Below are 16915 nucleotides of genomic sequence, written 5' to 3' on the forward strand. Positions count from 1 at the left end.
GGGGCTGGAAGAACGTGCCGACGGACAGGAGATCGAGTTCCATGGCGGCTATGAAGCCCAGGACCGGTGATGGCCCTATGGAGGTCACCAAGGAGGGTCGCAGCCTCATCATGCGCGTGCCCCTGGAAGGCGGCGGTCGTCTCGTCGTCGAGCTCAAGGCCGATGAGGCCGCAGAGCTGAAGGGCTGCCTCGAAGGCGTCACCGGCTGACAACCCCACGAGCATCGACAAGGACCCCCGCACCCGACCAGGGTGCGGGGGTCCTTCCCATGGGGGCCCGCCTCAGCGGCGCACGGCCACGAACAGCCCGGATCCCGGAGTGAGGATGGTGGACACGAAGCGCTCGTCCTCGCGCAGCATGCGGTGGATCTCGCGGTGCACGCGGGTGGAGTCCTGGCGCTGCACGGGATCCGGCACGCGGTCCTGATCGAGGGCGTCCTGGACGATCAGGGTGCCGCCGCGGCGCAGCAGGCGCACGGCCTCGTCCACGTAGAGCAGGGTGTTCGACGGCTCCGCGTCGAGGAAGACCAGGTCGTAGGACGCGGAGCTCAGTCGCGGCAGCACGAGCGAGGCTCGCCCGGAGATGGTGCGCACGCGCGGCTGCGTGCCGATCTCGCGGAAGGTCTCGCGGGCCGCGCGCAGGGCCCGGATGTCCGTGTCGATGGTGGTGAGCACCGAATCCTCCGGCATGCCGCGCAGCAGCGCGGCACCCGAGACGCCGGCTCCCGTGCCGACCTCGACGGCCGCCCGGGGCTGACCTGCGGCGGCCAGGACCGTGAGCGTGGCGGCCACCGCGGGGGTGACCGGACGCAGTCGCAGGGCCATGGAGCGCTCGCGGGCCCGCAGCAGGACGTCGTCCTCCTGCGGATAGGCCTCGGCGTAGGCCCAGCTGGTCGCCTTGCCGCTGCTCATCGCCACCCGCCCGTTCCTCTGCTCGGTCCTGCCCTGCTGCCTTCGCGCCGCCGATTCCGCGCGGCCGGTGATCAGGGCGCGGCGGCACCGGCTGCGCAGTGCACTTCGGGTCATCCTACCCGTCGGCCCCCGTCCGCCTGCGACGTGGGGGTCGGCGCCTCGAACGGGCCGGCAGCGGCGTCGAGGGCGAGAGCGCACACAGGATCCGTCAAGGTCCGTCTCGGATCCTTGGCCTGCACGAGCGCGGCCAGCGCTCGATCCGCCGCGAGCACCCCAGGGGAGGACCATGAGCTCCACGGCTCTGCCCACGTTCCTCTCCAGGGCTCGGCTCATCACGGCCGTGGTCTCGGTGATCCTCCTGCTGCTGCTCGGCATCCTGCTGCTGGGGTGGTTCGCCGGATCGCGCTCGAGCGTGCCCTCGACTCCGGGCGCCACCGCGGCGCAGGGCTCGCCGTGGGCTCAGTCCTCGGGGCTGCTGATCTCGGAGGTCTCCGACCTCGACGTCCTGCGCTCACAGGGCTGGACGCTGCCGCTGGCCGGGATGCCCGGCTACGAGGTGCTCTCGCTGAGCGAGGACACGATCGCCGGTCAGCCCGCTGTGCGCATGCAGCTGCAGGACGCGCAGGGCCGCGATGTCCAGATCACCGAGCAGCGCGGCAGGATCGATCAGTACCACCCCACCGACGGCATCGCGGGTCTGCCGTCCACGACCACGGGTCTGGACCCGGCGGTCCTGAGCGGCACCCCGGTGCGGGTGCGCGAGGGCAGCCCGTGGCGCGCGCAGATCGTCCACGACGACGTGGTCTACACGCTGCAGAGCGAGTCCTCGGCCGCGGAGATGGTGCGCCTGATGCACCACACCGAGGCCGCGGACCGGGCCACGCTGGTGCAGCGTCCGGAGGAGACCTCCTCACCGGGGGAGACCGTGCTCAGCGGCTGGCGGCGCATGCTCGGGATCGGGGCCTGAGCCGGTGCACGCCCTGATAATCTCGACGACGTGTTAGGCATCAGCGGCTGGGAAGCCATCGTCCTCATCGTCCTGATCCTGCTCGTCCTGGGTCCGGAGAGGCTTCCGGAGTACGCCGAGAACCTCCGAGACCTGGTCAAGCGGGCGCGCCGCTACGCAAGCGGCGCCAAGGAGGACCTGCGCGAGACCCTCGGCCCGGAGATCGGCGACCTCGACTGGCGCAAGCTCGACCCGCGCCAGTACGACCCTCGCACGATCGTGCGCGATGCCCTGCTGGAGGCCGATCAGGAGGACTCCGCCGAGAAGCGCAAGCGCGAGCGCGAGGAGCGCGAGGCCGCGCGCGCCGAGCGCAAGCGCCGGCGGGAGGAGGAGGCGGCGGCCGCCGGCGAGGACCTCTCGGCGCAGGCCCAGCCGTTCATGCGCCTGGGCGATTCCCAGCAGGCCCCGTTCGATCCCGAGGCCACCTGAGACGCAGACCTCCATCGTGGGGAGGGCACCTGAGCGCTCAGCGCGGGGTGATCCCCAGGGAGCGTCCCTCCAGGCCGCGAGGACCGTCCAGGCGCGCGGCCACACCGCGCAGGACCTGGGAGGCCGGTGCCTCCGGGTCGGACCACACGAGCGGCATTCCGGCGTCGCCGGCCTGCCGCAGGGCGATGTCCAGGGGGATCGAGCCCAGCAGGGGGACGTCGTAGCCCATGCGGCGGGTGAGGGAGTCGGCGATCTGCTCGCCGCCGCCGCTGCCGAAGAGATCGAAGGACGAGCCGTCGGGCATGACCATGGCGGACATGTTCTCGATGACCCCGGAGACCGTCTGATCGGTCATGGCCGCCAGGGCCCCGGAGCGCTCGGCGATACCCGCTGCGGCCTGCTGCGGCGTGGAGACCACCAGGACCCCCGAGCCGGGCAGCTTCTGGGCCACCGCGATCGCGACGTCGCCGGTGCCGGGCGGCAGATCCAGCAGCAGGTGGTCCAGATCGCCGAAGTGGACGTCGGCCAGGAACTGCTCGACCGCTCGGTCCAGCAGCGGTCCGCGCCACACCACCGGGTTCGCCGGATCCGTGAACATGCCGATCGAGATGGCCCGGACGCTGCCGCGCCGGTGCCCGTCGGCGGCGCGCGAGGCTCCGTCCTCCGACGCGGCGGAGTCAGGGACCTCGACGACGGGCGGCAGGATCATCTCGTCGACCTTCGTGGGCCCGGCGGTGATGCCGAACAGGCCCGGGATCGAGAAGCCGTGGATATCGGCGTCGACGACGCCCACCGAGCGTCCGCGCGCGGCCAGGGCCGCGGCCAGGTTGGCGGTCACCGTGGACTTGCCGACACCGCCCTTGCCGGAGGTCACCGAGTGCACTCGGGTCAGCGACGTCGGATCCGCGAACGGGATGGTGCGCGTGTGCCCGAGCCTGTCCTTGAGCTCCTCGCGCTGCTGCGGGGTCATGACGTCCAGCTCCACTACGGTGCGATGCACGCCGTCGACCCCGCGCACGGCCTCTGCGACGTCCGTTTCGATCGTGGAGCGCAGCGGGCAGCCGGAGATCGTGAGCAGGACCTCGACGACCGCGGTGCCGTCCGGGTCGAGCCGGGCTGCGCGCAGCATGCCCAGATCGATCAGCGGGCGGCGCAGCTCGGGGTCCTCCACGGAGGACAGGGCCGCGGCCAGGCGGGGATCGATGGGGTCCTGCTCAGTCATGGTCACCTGTGCTCCGAGGGCTCTCGGGATCCTCCGCCGCCGACGCCACGGCCGCCGTCTGCTGGGCGCTGTGCTGCTCGGCGCTCGGCCGCTCGAGACCGGCCGAGCGGGCGGCCACGGTCTCGCCGGAGCGCTGCTTCTTGCGGCCCTTGCGCTTGCGGCTGGAGGGCTCGGGGTCTGCGTCGTCGGCGCCCTCAGGCTCGTTCAGCTCCTCGAGCAGCTCCTCGAACAGGTCGCGCAGCTCGGAGCGGACGTAGTCGCGGGTGGCGACCTCTCGCATGGACATGCGCAGGGCGGCGATCTCGCGGGTCAGGTACTCGGTGTCGGCCAGGTTCTCCTGCGTGCGCTGGCGGTCGCGCTCGGCCACGACCTTGTCGCGGTCGTCCTGGCGGTTCTGGGCCAGCAGCAGCAGGGGGGCCGCATAGGAGGCCTGCAGGGACAGCATGAGCGTGAGCAGGGTGTAGTTCAACGCGCGCGGGTCGAACTGCATGTCCTCGGGCATGAACGTGTTCCAGCCCAGCCAGATGAACACGAAGACGGACATCCACAGCAGGAACTGCGGGGTGCCCATGAACCGGGCGAAGCCCTCCGTGAGCTGGCCGAAGGCGTCCGGGTTGGGACGCAGCCGGTTCCACATCCCGTGGCGCAGGCCGGTGGGAGTGTCCAGGCCGGCAGTGCGGCGCTCGGTGCGGCTCTCAGTCATAGCGTCGTCCCACCTTCCTCACGGGGGTTCCGTCGTCCCAGGTCCGCCAGTCGTCCGGCAGCAGGTCATCGAGCACGTCGTCGATCGTGACCGCTCCCACCAGGCGGCGGTGCTCGTTGATCACGGGAATGATCGTCAGGTCGTAGGTGGCCAGCTCGCGGGCCACGTCCGAGATGGGGGAGAGGTCCTTCACGGGATCGATCGCCGAGTCGATCAGGCTGCCGATCGGCTCGGGCGGCGGCACGCGCAGCAGCTCCTGCATGTGCACCATGCCCAGGTACCGCCCGGTGGGCGTCTCCAGCGGCGGACGGCACACGAACACGGCCGCGGCCATGGCCGGGGAGACCTCCTCCTGGCGGATCGCGGCCAGCGCCTCGGCCACCGTGGTCTCCGGGGCCAGGATGATCGGCACCGGGGTCATCATCGAGCCGGCGGTGCCCTCCTCGTACTCGAGCAGGCGGCGGACGTCGTCGGCGTCCTCGGGCTGCATCAGCTCCAGCAGCGACTCGGCATCCGGGTCCGGCAGCTCGTTGAGCAGGTCCGCGGCGTCGTCCGGCTCCATCTCCTCCAGGACGTCGGCGGCGCGCTCGACCTCCAGGTGGGTCAGGACGAAGACCTGATCCTCCTCGGTCATCTCCTGCAGGACATCGGCCAGGCGGTCGTCGCGCAGCTCGGCGGTGATCTCCAGGATGCGCTTGCGGGGCAGCTCGCGCAGCTCGTCGGCCAGGTCCGCGGGCTTGTCGTCCTCGTGCGAGCTCACCCACTGCGTCGCCGGCTGATGGCCGACGGCCTCCTGGTCGGTGGCCTCGTTCCAGTCGATGACGAGCGTCTCGCCGCTGCGACGGCGCATGAGGCCGCCGCCCACGGGGGCGCGGCGCACGAACAGCTGCGTGACCTGCCAGTCGCCAGAGCGGGCCAGCTCCATGCCGACGTCGATGATGGTGGCGGTGCCGCTGCCGTCGCGCATGGTGACGGTGCGGTCGAACATCTCGCCGACCACCAGGATCTCGGAGCCGCGCTGCTCGAAGCGGCGCAGGTTCACCAGGCCGGTGCACAGGACCTGCTCGGAGTCCATGGACGTCACCCGGGTCATGGGCAGGAACACGCGGCGCTTGCCCAGGACCTCCACCACCAGGCCCACGACCACCGGCTGCTTGGCCGAACCGGCGCTGTCGCGCCTGATCATGACGAGGTCGCGCACTCGCCCCACGCGGTCGCCCAGGGGGTCGAACACGTCCAGGCCGATGAGGCGCGCGATGAAGATCTTCTCGAGTGAACTGCTCACCGCACCAGGGTAGTCGCTGCACGGATTCAGCCGGGCGCGATCGAGACCTGCGTCTCAAGGCTCCGGTCAGCTGCATGGGGGAGTCTTGAGCCCATGAGCAGCTCAGCGCAGAAGGCACGTCAGATCTCCGGGGCAGGACTGCCGGAGGGCAGGGTGATCGCCTCGTTCACCAAGTACGCGGACGCGCAGCGGGCCGTGGACCACCTCTCGGACGAGGAGCTCGAGGTCTCGGCGCTGTCGATCGTCGGGCACGACCTCGCGACCCTGGAGAAGGTCACCGGCCGGCTGACATATCCCCGCGTGGCCCTCATGGCCGCGGGTCAGGGCGCGTTCTTCGGCCTGTTCTTCGGGCTGATCCTCAGCCTGTTCGGGGGCGGCGGGCCCCTGGCCATCCTGTTGACCGTGGCCCTGGGCGCGGCGTTCTGGATGCTGCTCGGCGTGGTCTCCTACGCCGCCCAGCGCGGACGCCGCGACTTCACCTCCATGTCCACGATCGTGGCCACGCGCTACGACGTCCTGGCCCGACCGGATGTGGCCGATCAGGCCGAGCGCATGCTCCAGGGGGCCGGTCTGCAAGGCAGGGCCCCGCGCGCGGCGGCGCCCGCTTCGCCGGCTCCCGGAGCCGCCGGGCCGGTCGGCGATCTGGGCGCCGCCCCCGACGGGCAGCCGCAGGAGCAGTCGGCTCCGGTCTCGCGCCCCGATGAGACCCCGGACGGCCGCCCGCTCTACGGCGTGCGCGTCTCCCCGCAGGAGCAGGAGGCGCACCGGGGGCACCCCGAGGGCCAGGAGCAGGGCCAGGGCCCGGACCAGGCTGCCCCCGGTGGGGACTCCCAGACCGACGGCCCGTGGAGCGGCGGCGAGCAGCGCAGCTGAGCTTCTGCAGGCAGATGACCTGCTGTCGGACGGTCGTCCGCCTGCGGAGGCGGCCGCCCGTCGCGGGGCCGGAGCTGCGACCGGCCCCGCGACCGTCGGCTGATCAGTGCGCGGTCGAGGACGTCTCGGAGGACTCGAACAGGCCTTGCATCCAGGACTCGACATCGTCCGGATGACGCGGCAGAGCGGCCGAGAGGTTCTCATTGCCGTCGGCGGTGATCAGGACGTCGTCCTCGATCCGCACGCCGATGCCCCGGTACTGCTCCGGGACGGCCAGGTCCTCGGCCTTGAAGTACAGGCCCGGCTCGATCGTGAAGACCATGCCCGGCTCGATCACCGCGTCCTGGTAGAGCTCGCGGCGCGCCTGGGCGCAGTCGTGGACGTCCAGGCCCAGGTGGTGGCTGGTCCCGTGCGGCATCCACCGGCGATGGTGCTGGCCGCGCTCCGAGAGCGAGACCTCGGCGGAGACCGGGAGCAGGCCCCATTCCTCCAGCCGGGCGGCCAGCACCGACATGGCGGCGTCGTGGACGTCGCGGAACCGGTTGCCGGGCACCGCGACCGTGAACGCGTGATCGGCGGCATCGAGCACGGCCTGGTAGATCTGGCGCTGGATCTCGGAGAACTCGCCGGTGACCGGCAGGGTGCGGGTGATGTCCGCCGTGTAGAGCGACTCGGCCTCCACACCGGCATCCAGCAGGATCATGTCCTGCGGGCGGATCTCTCCCGTGTTGCGGATCCAGTGCAGCACGGTCGCGTTGTTCCCGGAGGCCGCGATGGTGTCGTAGCCGAGGTCGTTGCCCTCAGCTCGGGCGCGGGCGAAGAACGCCCCCTCCACGAGCCGCTCGCCGCGCGGCTTGGCGATGGCGTGGGGCAGGGCCCGCACGACGTCCTCGAAGCCCCGGACGGTCATGTCCACCGACTCGCGCAGCTGCGCGATCTCGTGCTCGTCCTTGATCAGCCGCAGCTCGGAGAGCCGCTCCACGAGCTGGTCGTCCTGCAGGTGAGCCTGCTCCAGCTCCACGCCGCCCGCCTGCCGGGCCGAGTCGACGATGCCGTCCACGGCCGCGTCCGGCGCGCGGACCAGACGGAGCTGGACGCCGTCCGCCCCGACGTCCTTGCTCAGCGCGGCCTCCAGCTCCGACAGATCCCGCGTCCGCAGGCCGTAGGCGGTGGAGATCTCGCGCAGCGTGGGCCGGTCGCCCACCCAGAACTGACCGTTGCGGGCATCGGCGTAGAACTCGCGGGTGTCCCGCCCGGCCATGGGATGGAAGTACAGCACCGCGGTGTGATCACCGGCGTCGTCCCCGCTGCCCGGCTCGACCGGCTCCAGCACGAGCACCGCGTTCGGCTCGTGGTCCACGCCCAGCCCGGTGAGGTGGGCGAAGGCCGAGTGGGGGCGGAAGCGGTAGTCGGTGTCGTTGGAGCGGACCTTGGGCGCCCCCGCAGGGATCACCAGGCGCTGACCGGTGTGCTCCTTCGAGATCCGCAGCCGCCGCTGGGCGGCATGATCGGCGACCTCCTCCCGCGGCAGGTCCTTCAGCGCTGCCGGGGCCCACTGCGAGGCCATGAACTCGGCGAAGGCCGAGGACTCGGGGGAGTGGGTCCTGTTGTCCACTCGCTCGGACAGCGGCTGCGAGCCGGGCTCTGCGCCGGTGTCTGCCGGTGCGCCGGCGCTCGCCTCGCGGGCGGCTGCGGGGGTGGTCTCCGAGGGCTGATCCGTCATGCTCGCTCCGTCCTGCCGGTCGGGGACCGGCTGCTCGGGGCGCAGCCGTCACCTGTAAGCTGCGCGGTCTTCGTCCTGCCATGGTGCCACCGGGCTCCGACGGGGGTGGGGTCGAGGCGATCTGAGCCCGCCCGCCGAGCGGGATGGCGGCGTCTGCGGGCCGTGCCACGATGGGGCCATGAAGATCGATCTGCACACCCACTCCTCGGCTTCCGACGGCACCCAGCTGCCGGGAGAGGTCATCCGCAGCGCGGCGGAGGCGGGTCTGGACGTCGTGGCCCTCACGGATCACGACACGACCGCCGGGTGGGAGGAGGCCGCGGAGGCTGCGCGCGAGCACGAAGTGGCCTTCGTGCCCGGGACCGAGGTCTCGTGCCAGACCGACGACGGCATCTCGGTGCACCTGCTGTCCTACCTGCAGGACCCGCAGGACCGGGCGCTGGACGAGGTCATGCAGAGGGCTCGGCGCTCGCGGCGCACGCGCGCCGAGCGGATGGTGGAGTTGATCGCCGAGGACTATCCCATCAGCTGGGAGCAGGTCCTGGACCAGGTCGTCGGGGATGCCACCGTGGGTCGGCCGCACCTCGCCGACGCCCTCGTGGCCGCCGGGATCGCGCAGACCCGCTCCGAGGCCTTCAGCACGGTCCTGCACCCGCGCTCGGGCTACTACGTGGGCCACTACGCCCCGGATCCGGTCACCGCGGTGCGGCTGGTGCGCCAGGCCGGAGGTGTGCCGGTCATGGCCCATCCGCTGGCCGGCGTGCGGGGGCGGACGGTCGGGCAGGAGGTCTTCGACGCCATGATCGAGGCGGGCCTGGCGGGCCTGGAGATCGCTCACCGGGACAATCCGCCCGAAGCTCGGGCGGTGCTGTCGCAGATGGCGGCCGAGCACGATCTGATCGTCACCGGCTCCTCCGACTACCACGGCTCCGGCAAGCCGAATGAGCTGGGCGAGAACCTCACCTCGGAGCAGTCCCTGCGCCGGATCATGGCGGAGGCGGGCTCCGGGACGCAGGTCGTGCGTCCCTGAAGAGTCCGCCTCAGGGGTGCTCGCGCCGAGGCGGCGCGAGCGGATCAGCTCCGGAGGATCAGTCCTGGCCGTCGACCAGGCGAGCCGGGGAGCCCGTCAGCTGCTCGCCGCTGGAGCGGCGGCGGCGCCGACGGCGGGCGTTCGCCGTGGCGCGGTCCTCACCGGTGTTCCGGAGCTGCCGTCTCGGAGCCGCGGGTGCGCTCTGCGCTGCGGCCCTCTCGAGGGCTGCGCGAGGACTTGCCCGTCTCTGAGCCACGACGGCGCCCGCCGCGCTGGGAGCGGCCTTCGTCCGAGGAGCCGCCCTTCGCCGCACCGCGGGAGCCGCCGCTGCGCTGCCCGTCGTGCGAGCCCCCGCCGGAGCGCTCCGTGCGGTTCGAGCGTGCGGTGTCCTCCGAGCGCCCGCCGCGGGAGCGGCTGCGCGAGCGGCCGGAGCCGCCTCGACCCGAGCCGGACTCGCGCTCGCCCGAGCCGGATCCGCCGGAGCGAGCGCCGCGGGAGCCCTTGCGGCCGCTCGAGCCGCCGCGCGAGGAGCGGGAATCGCCCTTGTCGCCGCGGGAATCCGGGCCGCCCAGGTCCTCGAGCTTCTCCGCGCCCAGACCGGCGTGGGTCTGCTTGGAGCGCGGCAGCTTCCCCTTGGTGCCCTTGGGGATGCCGAGGTCCTCGAACAGGTGGGCCGAGGAGGAGTAGGTCTCGACCGGCTCGGGGATCCCGAGCTCGAGCGCCTTGTCGATCAGGCGCCAGCGGGGGATGTCATCCCAGTCCACGAACGTGATCGCGGTGCCCTTGCGCCCGGCACGACCCGTGCGGCCCGTGCGGTGCAGGTAGGTCTTCTCGTCCTCGGGGCACTGGTAGTTGATCACGTGGGTGACGTCGTCGACGTCGATGCCGCGGGCGGCGACATCGGTGGCCACCAGGATGTCCACCTTGGACGAGCGGAACGCGCGCAGCGCCTGCTCGCGGGCGCCCTGCCCCAGATCGCCGTGCAGCGGGGCGGCGGCGAAGCCGCGCTCGATCAGCTCGTCGGCGACCTTGGCGGCGGTGCGCTTGGTGCGAGTGAAGATGATGCACCGGCCGCGGCCGTCGGCCTGCAGGACGCGGCCCAGCATCTCGGGCTTGTCCAGGTTGTGCGCGCGGTAGACGACCTGGCGGATGTCCGCCTTGGTCGAGCCCTCGTCCGGGGCGGCGGCGCGGATGTGCATGGGCTTGGACATGTACCGGCGTGCCATGGCCACGACGGGGCCGGGCATGGTCGCGGAGAACAGCATGGTGTGGCGCACGCGCGGCACCGCCGAGAGCAGCTTCTCGACGTCCGGGAGGAAGCCGAGATCGAGCATCTCGTCGGCCTCGTCCAGCACGACCGTCTTGACCTGGGACAGGTCCAGGTGATGCTGGCGGTTCAGGTCGATCAGGCGCCCGGGGGTGCCCACCACGACCTCGACGCCCTTCTCCAGGGCCTCGATCTGCGGCTCGTAGGCGCGGCCGCCGTAGATCGTCAGCACGCGCGCGTTGCGGGTCTTGGCCGCGATGGACAGGTCCGAGCCCACCTGCACCGCGAGCTCGCGGGTGGGGACCACGATCAGCGCCTGCGGTGCGCCCGGGCGCTCCAGGCGGTCCCAGCCGTCGTCGTCGCGGCCCACGACGTTCTGAACCGCCGGAATGCCGAAGCCCAGGGTCTTGCCCGTGCCGGTCTTGGCCTGCCCGATGATGTCCTGCCCGCTCAGCGCGATCGGCAGCGTCATGGACTGGATGGGGAACGGGTGGACGATCCCGGCCTCCGCCAGGGCCTCGGCGATGTCCTCCCGGACGCCGAAGTCGGCGAAGGTGCGGGTCTCGACGGGGGCCTGGGGCTCCACCTCCACGGAGTCCTCGGCGATGGCCTCCAGCTGGGCCTCGCCCTGGTCCGGGGCGGTCTCGGGAGACTGCTCGGTCTCGGGGGATTCGGTCTGGCTCATGTTCGGGTCCTTCCCGTGGTCATCCGTGCGCGCTCGCGCGGCCGCGGTCCGCGGCGCGAAGGTGCGACGGGGCACGCCGCTGCGACCGCTTCCGGGGCTCGCGGCCGCTTGCGGGGCCGGGGCGGAAGGGGAGGACGTGCCAGGGGTGGGAGCCGATCGTGCAGGTCTTCGGGTGATCTCGTCATCGACGATCGGGCATCCGGTTGCGGGACCACTGTACTCGGCTGTGTGCCCGGGCAGGGAAGGGGCCGCGGCGCGCTGCCTCGGTCGAGGCGAGCGCGACGCGGCCCGGGTGCGCTCGCGCGCTGGCTGCGAGCTGCGGCTCAGCTGGCGCTGACTCCGGGCATGAAGCCCACGCGGCGCTTGGTCTCCGCGCCGATCTCGACGTAGGCGATCCCCGAGGCCGGCACCAGCGTCAGGTTGTCCTTGGAATCCTTCAGGGACAGGACGGTGCCCTCGTTCAGTGCGGCGGTGACCAGGTCAGTGGCCTCCTGCGCGCCCAGCGGGGAGTCGACGACGATCTCCCGTCCGACGTGCTGCATCCCGATCTTGATCTCCACGGTTCCTCCTGAATGATCTGCGGGCCGCGAGGGCTGCGGCCGGACTCCTGGTGGTTGACGAGTCTAGGAGCGGGTCACTTCCAGTCCTCGTCGAGCACTCCGATTCCGCCCCAGGCTAAACGCAAGACCAGCAGCTGGGCCTCCTCGCGGGAGATGAGGTCGCGGTGGCGCGACCAGTAGCCGGCACCCGTCTGGACCATGTCGGTCAGCGAGCGCGAGAGCATGACGGCCGCGTCCTGGCTCATTCCGGTGTTCGGGCCCAGGACGCTGCCCACGCCCTCGGCGACGCGCATGTGGAAGTCCTCGAAGCGCTCGCCGATCTGCGGATCCGCCATGAGGTCCGATTCGAAGATCAGCTTGTAGGACTGCGGGTCGTAGTCCACGAAGTCGAAGTACACGCGCAGCATCTCCTCGACGCGCGCGCGGTTGACCGTGATCCCCTCGCGGGCCTGTGCGCCTTGCAGGGCCTGGAGCAGGTCGCCGCCGAGGCGCTCCAGGCTGTGCTCCACGAGCGCCAGGTAGAGCTCGTGCTTGCCGGGGAAGTGCTGGTACAGCACGGGCTTGGAGACGCCGGCGGCATCGGCGATCTCCTCCATGGAGGCGCCGTGGTAGCCGCGCTCCGAGAAGACGGTGAGGGCGACCTGCAGCAGCTGGCGGCGCCGCTGCTCCTTGGGCAGACGGGTGGTGCGAGGACGGGGTGTGGGCATGGGGCTCCTGGGCTCAGCCAGCGGCGCGGGGCAGCTGCCTGTGGCCGTCGGCCGCGTCGTGGTGCGTGCGGGGCCCGGGGGTCGGCTCGGCTCGCTGATCGGTGCGGCCGCGGCCGCAGTGGGTGGGGTCCGTGGTCCCTGCCGCGTCGCTGCGGGAGGAGCCGGGACCGGTGGGGGCCGGGGTCTCGAGGGGCTCGGCGCGCACGGGCGCCGCCTGCTCGGGAAGATCGACGGACAGGCCGAACAGGGCTTCGAGCCCGGTCAGGTAGTCCTCTGCGCGGCCCTCCTTGGCCATGCGGCGGGCGCGGACCGTGGGCTCGTGGAGCAGGGACTTCACCATGCGGCGCATGGCGAACTCGACCTCCTCGGCGGCGGCGGTGCAGCCGTGCTGGCGGCGGACCTTCTCCAGCTCGGTGTCCAGCACGGACATGGTGTGCTTGCGCAGCGCCACGATCGCAGCGTCCATGTCCCGTTCGGACCGGCGGTCGCGGAAGCGCTTGGCGGCCTCGGCGACGATGCGGCGGGCGGAGGCCACGGACTCCTCGGTGGCCTCGGGGGCCGCGAGCTTGACCGACTCGAGCGTGATCAGCTCGACGCCGTCCAGGTCCACGACCGAGGGATCGAAGTCCCGCGACAGGGCCAGGTCGACCACCGTGAGCGGGCCCTCGGGAAGCTGATCGGCCGACAGCGGCTCGGATCCTCCGGAGCAGCCGATCACGACGTCCGCGCGCTCGAGGGCTTCGCGCAGGCCGTCCACGGGAACCGGGGTTCCGCCGCGGTTGGCGGTGAAGGCCTCTGCTCGTCCCGAGGCGGAATGGACCTCGATGTCGGCGCAGCCGCGGTCGCGCAGCGCGGCCATGGTGGCCCCGGCGTAGGCGCCGGTGCCGAAGACCAGCGCGCGGCGCTCGGGCCAGCGGCCGTCGGTGACGTCGTCGGCCAGGTCCAGTGCCACCGAGACGATCGAGCGGCCGCGCTCGCCCAGGCTCGTGCTGGTACCGACCTCTCGGGCGGTCTTGGCGGCCTCCTCGAACAGGCGCACGAGCCCGCCGGAGGCGGTGCCGCCTCGCTGGGCATCGATCAGCGCGCGGCGCACCTGCCCGGTGATCTCGCGCTCGCCCACGACGGCCGACTCGAGCCCCGAGACGACGGTGAAGAGGTGATGGGCGGCGTCCTCGTCGACGTGCAGGTCCATGGACTCCAGGACGTCCTCGAGGGCCACTCCGGAGCGCTCGGCCAGCAGCCGGGCGAGGGCCTCGCGAGCGGGGCCGATGCCGGCGGCGCCGGTGCTGTCGTCGAGCTCGCCGTAGATCTCCAGGCGATTGCAGGTGGACAGCGAGACGGAGCCGCTCAGCCCGGCCGTGGGGCCGAGCTCCAGGGGAGCGCTGGCAGCACCGTCGGCCAGACGCGCGACGGTGCTCAAATCAACGGTGCGGTGGGATGCCACCAAGGAGAACAGGACCACAATCCCCTCATCCTACCGCGACGTCGCAAGCTCGCACCGGTGGCGCGGACCACCTCCTGCCTGCGGGGGCCGTGCAGACGTCTCGTCGCCAAACCAGCATGCTGACGGAGGGCACAATGGGAGCCATGACCCACGCAGCACAGACCTCCGGAGCTGAGACTGCAGCGATCCGGCCCATCACGGACGAGACGGCCCCCGACGGCTTCCGCGGAGGGTTCGAGCGCCTTGCCCCGGAGCACCCGCTGCGCAGCGCCGGCACCCATGACTCGGCGCTGCTGCGGGAGCTGACCGGGCGCCGCGCTGCCTCGCACCCCGTCTGGTTCATGCGACAGGCCGGACGCTCGCTGCCCGAGTACAAGCAGGTCCGCGAGGGCACCGCCATGCTCGACGCCTGCCTGCGGCCCGATCTCGCCGCGGAGATCACGCTGCAGCCCGTGCGCCGCCACCGCGTGGACGCCGGCATCTTCTTCTCGGACATCGTGGTCCCGCTGCGCCTGGCTGGTGTGGGCGTGGACATCGTCCCCGGCAAGGGCCCGGTGCTCGAGCACCCGGTGCGCACCGCTGCGGAGATCGATGCCCTGCCCGAGATGGACGACGAGGCCCTCGAGCCCATCCGCGAGGCGGTGCGGCTGACGACCGCCGAGCTCGGAGCGACCCCGCTGATCGGCTTCGCGGGGGCGCCCTTCACCGTGGCGGCCTACATGGTCGAGGGCGGGCCGTCGCGGGATCATCTGCGCCCGCGCACCATGATGCATGCCGATCCCGGGGCCTGGCAGGCGCTGGCGGCGTGGGCGGCGCGCGCCTCGGGCGCCTTCCTGCGCGCCCAGGTCGAGGCCGGCGCCTCGGCCGTCCAGCTCTTCGACTCGTGGGCCGGATCGCTGTCGCTGCGGGACTACCAGGAGCACGTGGCCCCGCACTCGGCGGCGGCCCTGGAGTCCGTGGCGGACCTGCCGGTCCCGCGGATCCACTTCGGCACGGGCACCGGGGATCTGCTGGCCGCCATGCGCGATGCAGGGGCCGAGGCCGTCGGCGTGGACCACCGCCTGAGCCTGAGCGAGGCCGTGCGCCGGGTCGGGCACGGCACGGTCCTGCAGGGCAACATCGACCCGGCCCTGCTTCCGGCCCCCGCGGAGGTGCTGCACCGCCACGTGGACGAGGTGCTGGCGGCCGGGGCGGAGGCCGCAGGCCACGTGGTCAACCTGGGCCACGGCGTCCCGCCGAGCACCGATCCCCAGGTGCTCACGGACCTGGTCTCCTACATCCACGACCAGCAGCCGGCGCCCAGGCCCGCCGACGGCTGAGCAGGGGGCCGGTTGCAGGCGGTGGCCGCGCGGCGGCTGCGTTGTCGGTGCGCAGTGGCATCCTGGAAGCAGATGAGGGCCGGCGGTCGTCGATCCGCGGACCGGCCGGTCCCCGCAGCGGAACTCGGATCAGCAGGCGCCTGGGCGCAGGCGCACCAGTGCAGGAAGGACGTGCAGCGGTGGAGCAGACCGTGTCGGGGCTCTCGGGCCAGCAGTGCGCGCGAGGACCGCTGCGCTCCGCGCTCGTGGTCGGCGGAGGCATCGCGGGCCTGTGCGCCGCGCGGGATCTCGCCGCGGCCGGGCTGCGCGTCACCCTGGTGGAGGCCCGCCCCCAGTTCGGCGGCTCCGTCGGCTCCCACCTGGTCGAGAACCTCGTGCTGGACTCCGGCGCGGATTCCTTCGCGACCCGCTCGGAGGCCGTCGCCGAGCTGGCCCGGGAGCTCGGGCTGGGGGATCGGATCATCTCCCCTGAGCCCCTGGGCTCCTGGACGGCCCTACCGGACGGCCCCCGGCCCTCGCAGCGCACGGGCATCCTGGGCATCCCCGGCGACCTCTCGGAGCCCGGCCTGGCCGAGACCCTGGGGCGCTTCGGGCTGCGGCGGGCGCGCGCGGACCTCAAGCGCCCGGCGAGGGTCGGGGCGCAGGCGCGCACCCTCGGGGAGCTCGTGCGCCAGCGCATGGGCACCGCCGTGCTGGAGAGGATGGTCGCCCCCTTCACCATGGGGGTGCACTCCGCCCACCCGGACGCCCTGGACCTGGACACCGTCTCGCCGGGGATGCGCCAGGCCCTGCGCGAGCACGGCAGCCTCAGCGGCGCGGCGGCCTCCCTGCGCCGGGCAGCACCTCCGGGAGGCAACGTCGCGGGTCTGCGCGGAGGCATGAACACTCTGGCCGAGGCCCTCGTGGAGGACCTCAAGCAGCGCGAGGTCAAGCTCGTGCTCGGCTACGACGTCCTGGCAGTGGACCGGGATCCGCGCCGTCCCGGCTGGATGGTCCTGCAGCGCCAGCCGGAGTTCGGGGACAAGTCCGCTATCGCCCGCGGCGAGCTGCTGGTCCTGGCCTCCGACGGCCCCACGGCCGTGCGCCTGCTCGGGGCACAGTCCCGAGAGATCTCCGAGTTCCAGCCCAAGCGAGGCCCCCAGATCGCCCTGGCCACGCTGGTCGTGGACAAGCCCGAGCTGGATGCCGCGCCCCGCGGCACAGGCATCCTGGTCTCCGAGGGCGTCCCGCACGTCCGCGCCAAGGCACTCACGCACGTGAGCGCCAAATGGGGCTGGGTCCGCGAGTCCCTCCCGGACGGACGCCATGTCCTGCGCCTGTCCTACGGGCGGGTCGACAGCTCGGGGCGCACAGCCTCGCCGGAGCTGCAGCTCAAGGACGACCAGCTGCTGACCCTGGCCATGCGCGATGCCTCGCACCTGCTGGGCGTCGAGCTGCCGCACTCCTGCCTGGTCGACGGCGACGTCGTGCGCTGGGAGCAGGCCATGGCCCGCCCGTCGGCCGGGCACGCCGAGAAGGTCGCAGCCTTCCGTCAGGCCGTGGCGCAGATGCAGGACGTCGCAGCGGTCGGCTCGTGGCTCTCCGGCACCGGGCTGGTCGCCGTCGTCGCAGACACCCGCCGGGAGATCGCCCGCGTGCTGCAGGAGCACGGGGTCACCGAACCGCCGCCCGCAGAGGCAGCAGCGCACGGGGCCTGAGCCCCGCGCATCACAGCACAGCACGCCGATCGGGCGATTCCGATCGGAGCCCAA

The 16915-nt window shown here is 72.4% G+C and carries 16 protein-coding genes; 7 read left to right on the forward strand and 9 right to left on the reverse strand.

The features are described 5' to 3' along the window. Positions 1-41: 41 nt before the first annotated feature. A complete protein-coding gene (locus OVA15_RS01395) occupies positions 42-209 on the forward strand; it encodes a DUF3117 domain-containing protein (protein WP_081609586.1) in 168 nt (55 codons plus the stop codon). Positions 210-281: 72 nt separating this feature from the next. Here the strand turns inward: OVA15_RS01395 and OVA15_RS01400 are convergent, their stop codons facing one another. Continuing rightward, positions 282-911, reverse strand: a complete 630-nt coding sequence (locus OVA15_RS01400; protein ID WP_024290907.1) for an O-methyltransferase — start codon at positions 909-911, stop codon at positions 282-284. A gap of 286 nt (positions 912-1197) precedes the next feature. Here OVA15_RS01400 and OVA15_RS01405 point away from each other — a divergent pair, with 286 nt between their 5' ends. Then, positions 1198-1878: a hypothetical protein gene (locus tag OVA15_RS01405; RefSeq protein WP_024290906.1), complete on the forward strand. Its 681-nt coding sequence runs from the start codon at positions 1198-1200 to the stop codon at positions 1876-1878. Between the two features lie 30 nt (positions 1879-1908). Further along, complete coding sequence (locus OVA15_RS01410) at positions 1909-2346, forward strand: twin-arginine translocase TatA/TatE family subunit (protein ID WP_024290905.1); 438 nt, start codon at positions 1909-1911, stop codon at positions 2344-2346. 37 nt (positions 2347-2383) lie between these two features. On the opposite strand, the gene OVA15_RS01415 is transcribed toward OVA15_RS01410, so the two are convergent. The 3 genes from OVA15_RS01415 to OVA15_RS01425 are packed head-to-tail and all read right to left on the reverse strand — an operon-like array spanning position 2384 to position 5556. Next, complete coding sequence (locus OVA15_RS01415) at positions 2384-3568, reverse strand: P-loop NTPase (RefSeq protein WP_024290904.1); 1185 nt, start codon at positions 3566-3568, stop codon at positions 2384-2386. Continuing rightward, on the reverse strand, positions 3561-4271 hold the full coding sequence (locus OVA15_RS01420) for a DUF1003 domain-containing protein (RefSeq protein ID WP_268142626.1): 711 nt from the start codon (positions 4269-4271) through the stop codon (positions 3561-3563). Before OVA15_RS01420 ends, OVA15_RS01415 begins: the two co-directional genes overlap by 8 nt. Next, a complete protein-coding gene (locus OVA15_RS01425) occupies positions 4264-5556 on the reverse strand; it encodes a magnesium transporter MgtE N-terminal domain-containing protein (RefSeq protein WP_268142628.1) in 1293 nt (430 codons plus the stop codon). The genes OVA15_RS01420 and OVA15_RS01425 overlap by 8 nt, the downstream gene beginning before the upstream one ends. Before the next feature lie 93 nt (positions 5557-5649). Here OVA15_RS01425 and OVA15_RS01430 point away from each other — a divergent pair, with 93 nt between their 5' ends. After that, a complete protein-coding gene (locus tag OVA15_RS01430) occupies positions 5650-6429 on the forward strand; it encodes a general stress protein (protein WP_268142630.1) in 780 nt (259 codons plus the stop codon). A 103-nt stretch (positions 6430-6532) separates the two neighbouring features. On the opposite strand, the gene OVA15_RS01435 is transcribed toward OVA15_RS01430, so the two are convergent. Further along, positions 6533-8152, reverse strand: a complete 1620-nt coding sequence (locus OVA15_RS01435) for an aminopeptidase P family protein (protein WP_268142631.1) — start codon at positions 8150-8152, stop codon at positions 6533-6535. Positions 8153-8330: 178 nt separating this feature from the next. Between OVA15_RS01435 and OVA15_RS01440 the strand changes: the two genes are divergently transcribed. Further along, entirely contained in the window at positions 8331-9182 is an 852-nt protein-coding gene (locus tag OVA15_RS01440; RefSeq protein ID WP_268142633.1) for a PHP domain-containing protein, read from the forward strand. Positions 9183-9340: 158 nt separating this feature from the next. Here the strand turns inward: OVA15_RS01440 and OVA15_RS01445 are convergent, their stop codons facing one another. From OVA15_RS01445 to OVA15_RS01460, 4 genes are all read right to left on the reverse strand, one after another. Next, positions 9341-11134: a DEAD/DEAH box helicase gene (locus OVA15_RS01445; RefSeq protein ID WP_268142635.1), complete on the reverse strand. Its 1794-nt coding sequence runs from the start codon at positions 11132-11134 to the stop codon at positions 9341-9343. Positions 11135-11457: 323 nt separating this feature from the next. Continuing rightward, a complete protein-coding gene (locus OVA15_RS01450) occupies positions 11458-11694 on the reverse strand; it encodes a DUF3107 domain-containing protein (protein WP_058871339.1) in 237 nt (78 codons plus the stop codon). Between the two features lie 74 nt (positions 11695-11768). After that, positions 11769-12401: a TetR/AcrR family transcriptional regulator gene (locus OVA15_RS01455; RefSeq protein ID WP_006215769.1), complete on the reverse strand. Its 633-nt coding sequence runs from the start codon at positions 12399-12401 to the stop codon at positions 11769-11771. 13 nt (positions 12402-12414) lie between these two features. Beyond that, positions 12415-13863 (reverse strand): glutamyl-tRNA reductase, encoded by a 1449-nt coding sequence (locus tag OVA15_RS01460; protein WP_053447073.1) that lies wholly within the window; start codon positions 13861-13863, stop codon positions 12415-12417. A 116-nt stretch (positions 13864-13979) separates the two neighbouring features. Between OVA15_RS01460 and hemE the strand changes: the two genes are divergently transcribed. Together hemE and hemG are read left to right on the forward strand one after the other, a co-directional pair. Continuing rightward, entirely contained in the window at positions 13980-15164 is a 1185-nt protein-coding gene (hemE, locus tag OVA15_RS01465) for a uroporphyrinogen decarboxylase (RefSeq protein WP_053447074.1), read from the forward strand. 179 nt (positions 15165-15343) lie between these two features. Beyond that, entirely contained in the window at positions 15344-16861 is a 1518-nt protein-coding gene (gene hemG, locus OVA15_RS01470; protein WP_268142639.1) for a protoporphyrinogen oxidase, read from the forward strand. The last annotated feature ends 54 nt before the right edge of the window (positions 16862-16915 follow it).

The organism is Kocuria sp. SL71 (assembly GCF_026672465.1).
In the GTDB taxonomy this organism is placed as follows: Bacteria; Actinomycetota; Actinomycetes; order Actinomycetales; family Micrococcaceae; genus Kocuria; species Kocuria palustris.

Excerpts from the sequence above, each read along its gene's own strand:
- OVA15_RS01420 (WP_268142626.1), bottom strand. The coding sequence starts at position 4,271 with ATGACTGAGAGCCGCACCGAGCGCCGCACTGCCGGCCTGGACACTCCC.
- OVA15_RS01415 (WP_024290904.1), bottom strand. The coding sequence starts at position 3,568 with ATGACTGAGCAGGACCCCATCGATCCCCGCCTGGCCGCGGCCCTGTCC.
- hemE (WP_053447074.1), top strand. The coding sequence starts at position 13,980 with ATGGGAGCCATGACCCACGCAGCACAGACCTCCGGAGCTGAGACTGCA.
- OVA15_RS01440 (WP_268142633.1), top strand. The coding sequence starts at position 8,331 with ATGAAGATCGATCTGCACACCCACTCCTCGGCTTCCGACGGCACCCAG.
- OVA15_RS01455 (WP_006215769.1), bottom strand. The coding sequence starts at position 12,401 with ATGCCCACACCCCGTCCTCGCACCACCCGTCTGCCCAAGGAGCAGCGG.
- OVA15_RS01400 (WP_024290907.1), bottom strand. The coding sequence starts at position 911 with ATGAGCAGCGGCAAGGCGACCAGCTGGGCCTACGCCGAGGCCTATCCG.
- OVA15_RS01430 (WP_268142630.1), top strand. The coding sequence starts at position 5,650 with ATGAGCAGCTCAGCGCAGAAGGCACGTCAGATCTCCGGGGCAGGACTG.
- OVA15_RS01445 (WP_268142635.1), bottom strand. The coding sequence starts at position 11,134 with ATGAGCCAGACCGAATCCCCCGAGACCGAGCAGTCTCCCGAGACCGCC.
- OVA15_RS01435 (WP_268142631.1), bottom strand. The coding sequence starts at position 8,152 with ATGACGGATCAGCCCTCGGAGACCACCCCCGCAGCCGCCCGCGAGGCG.
- OVA15_RS01395 (WP_081609586.1), top strand. The coding sequence starts at position 42 with ATGGCGGCTATGAAGCCCAGGACCGGTGATGGCCCTATGGAGGTCACC.
- OVA15_RS01405 (WP_024290906.1), top strand. The coding sequence starts at position 1,198 with ATGAGCTCCACGGCTCTGCCCACGTTCCTCTCCAGGGCTCGGCTCATC.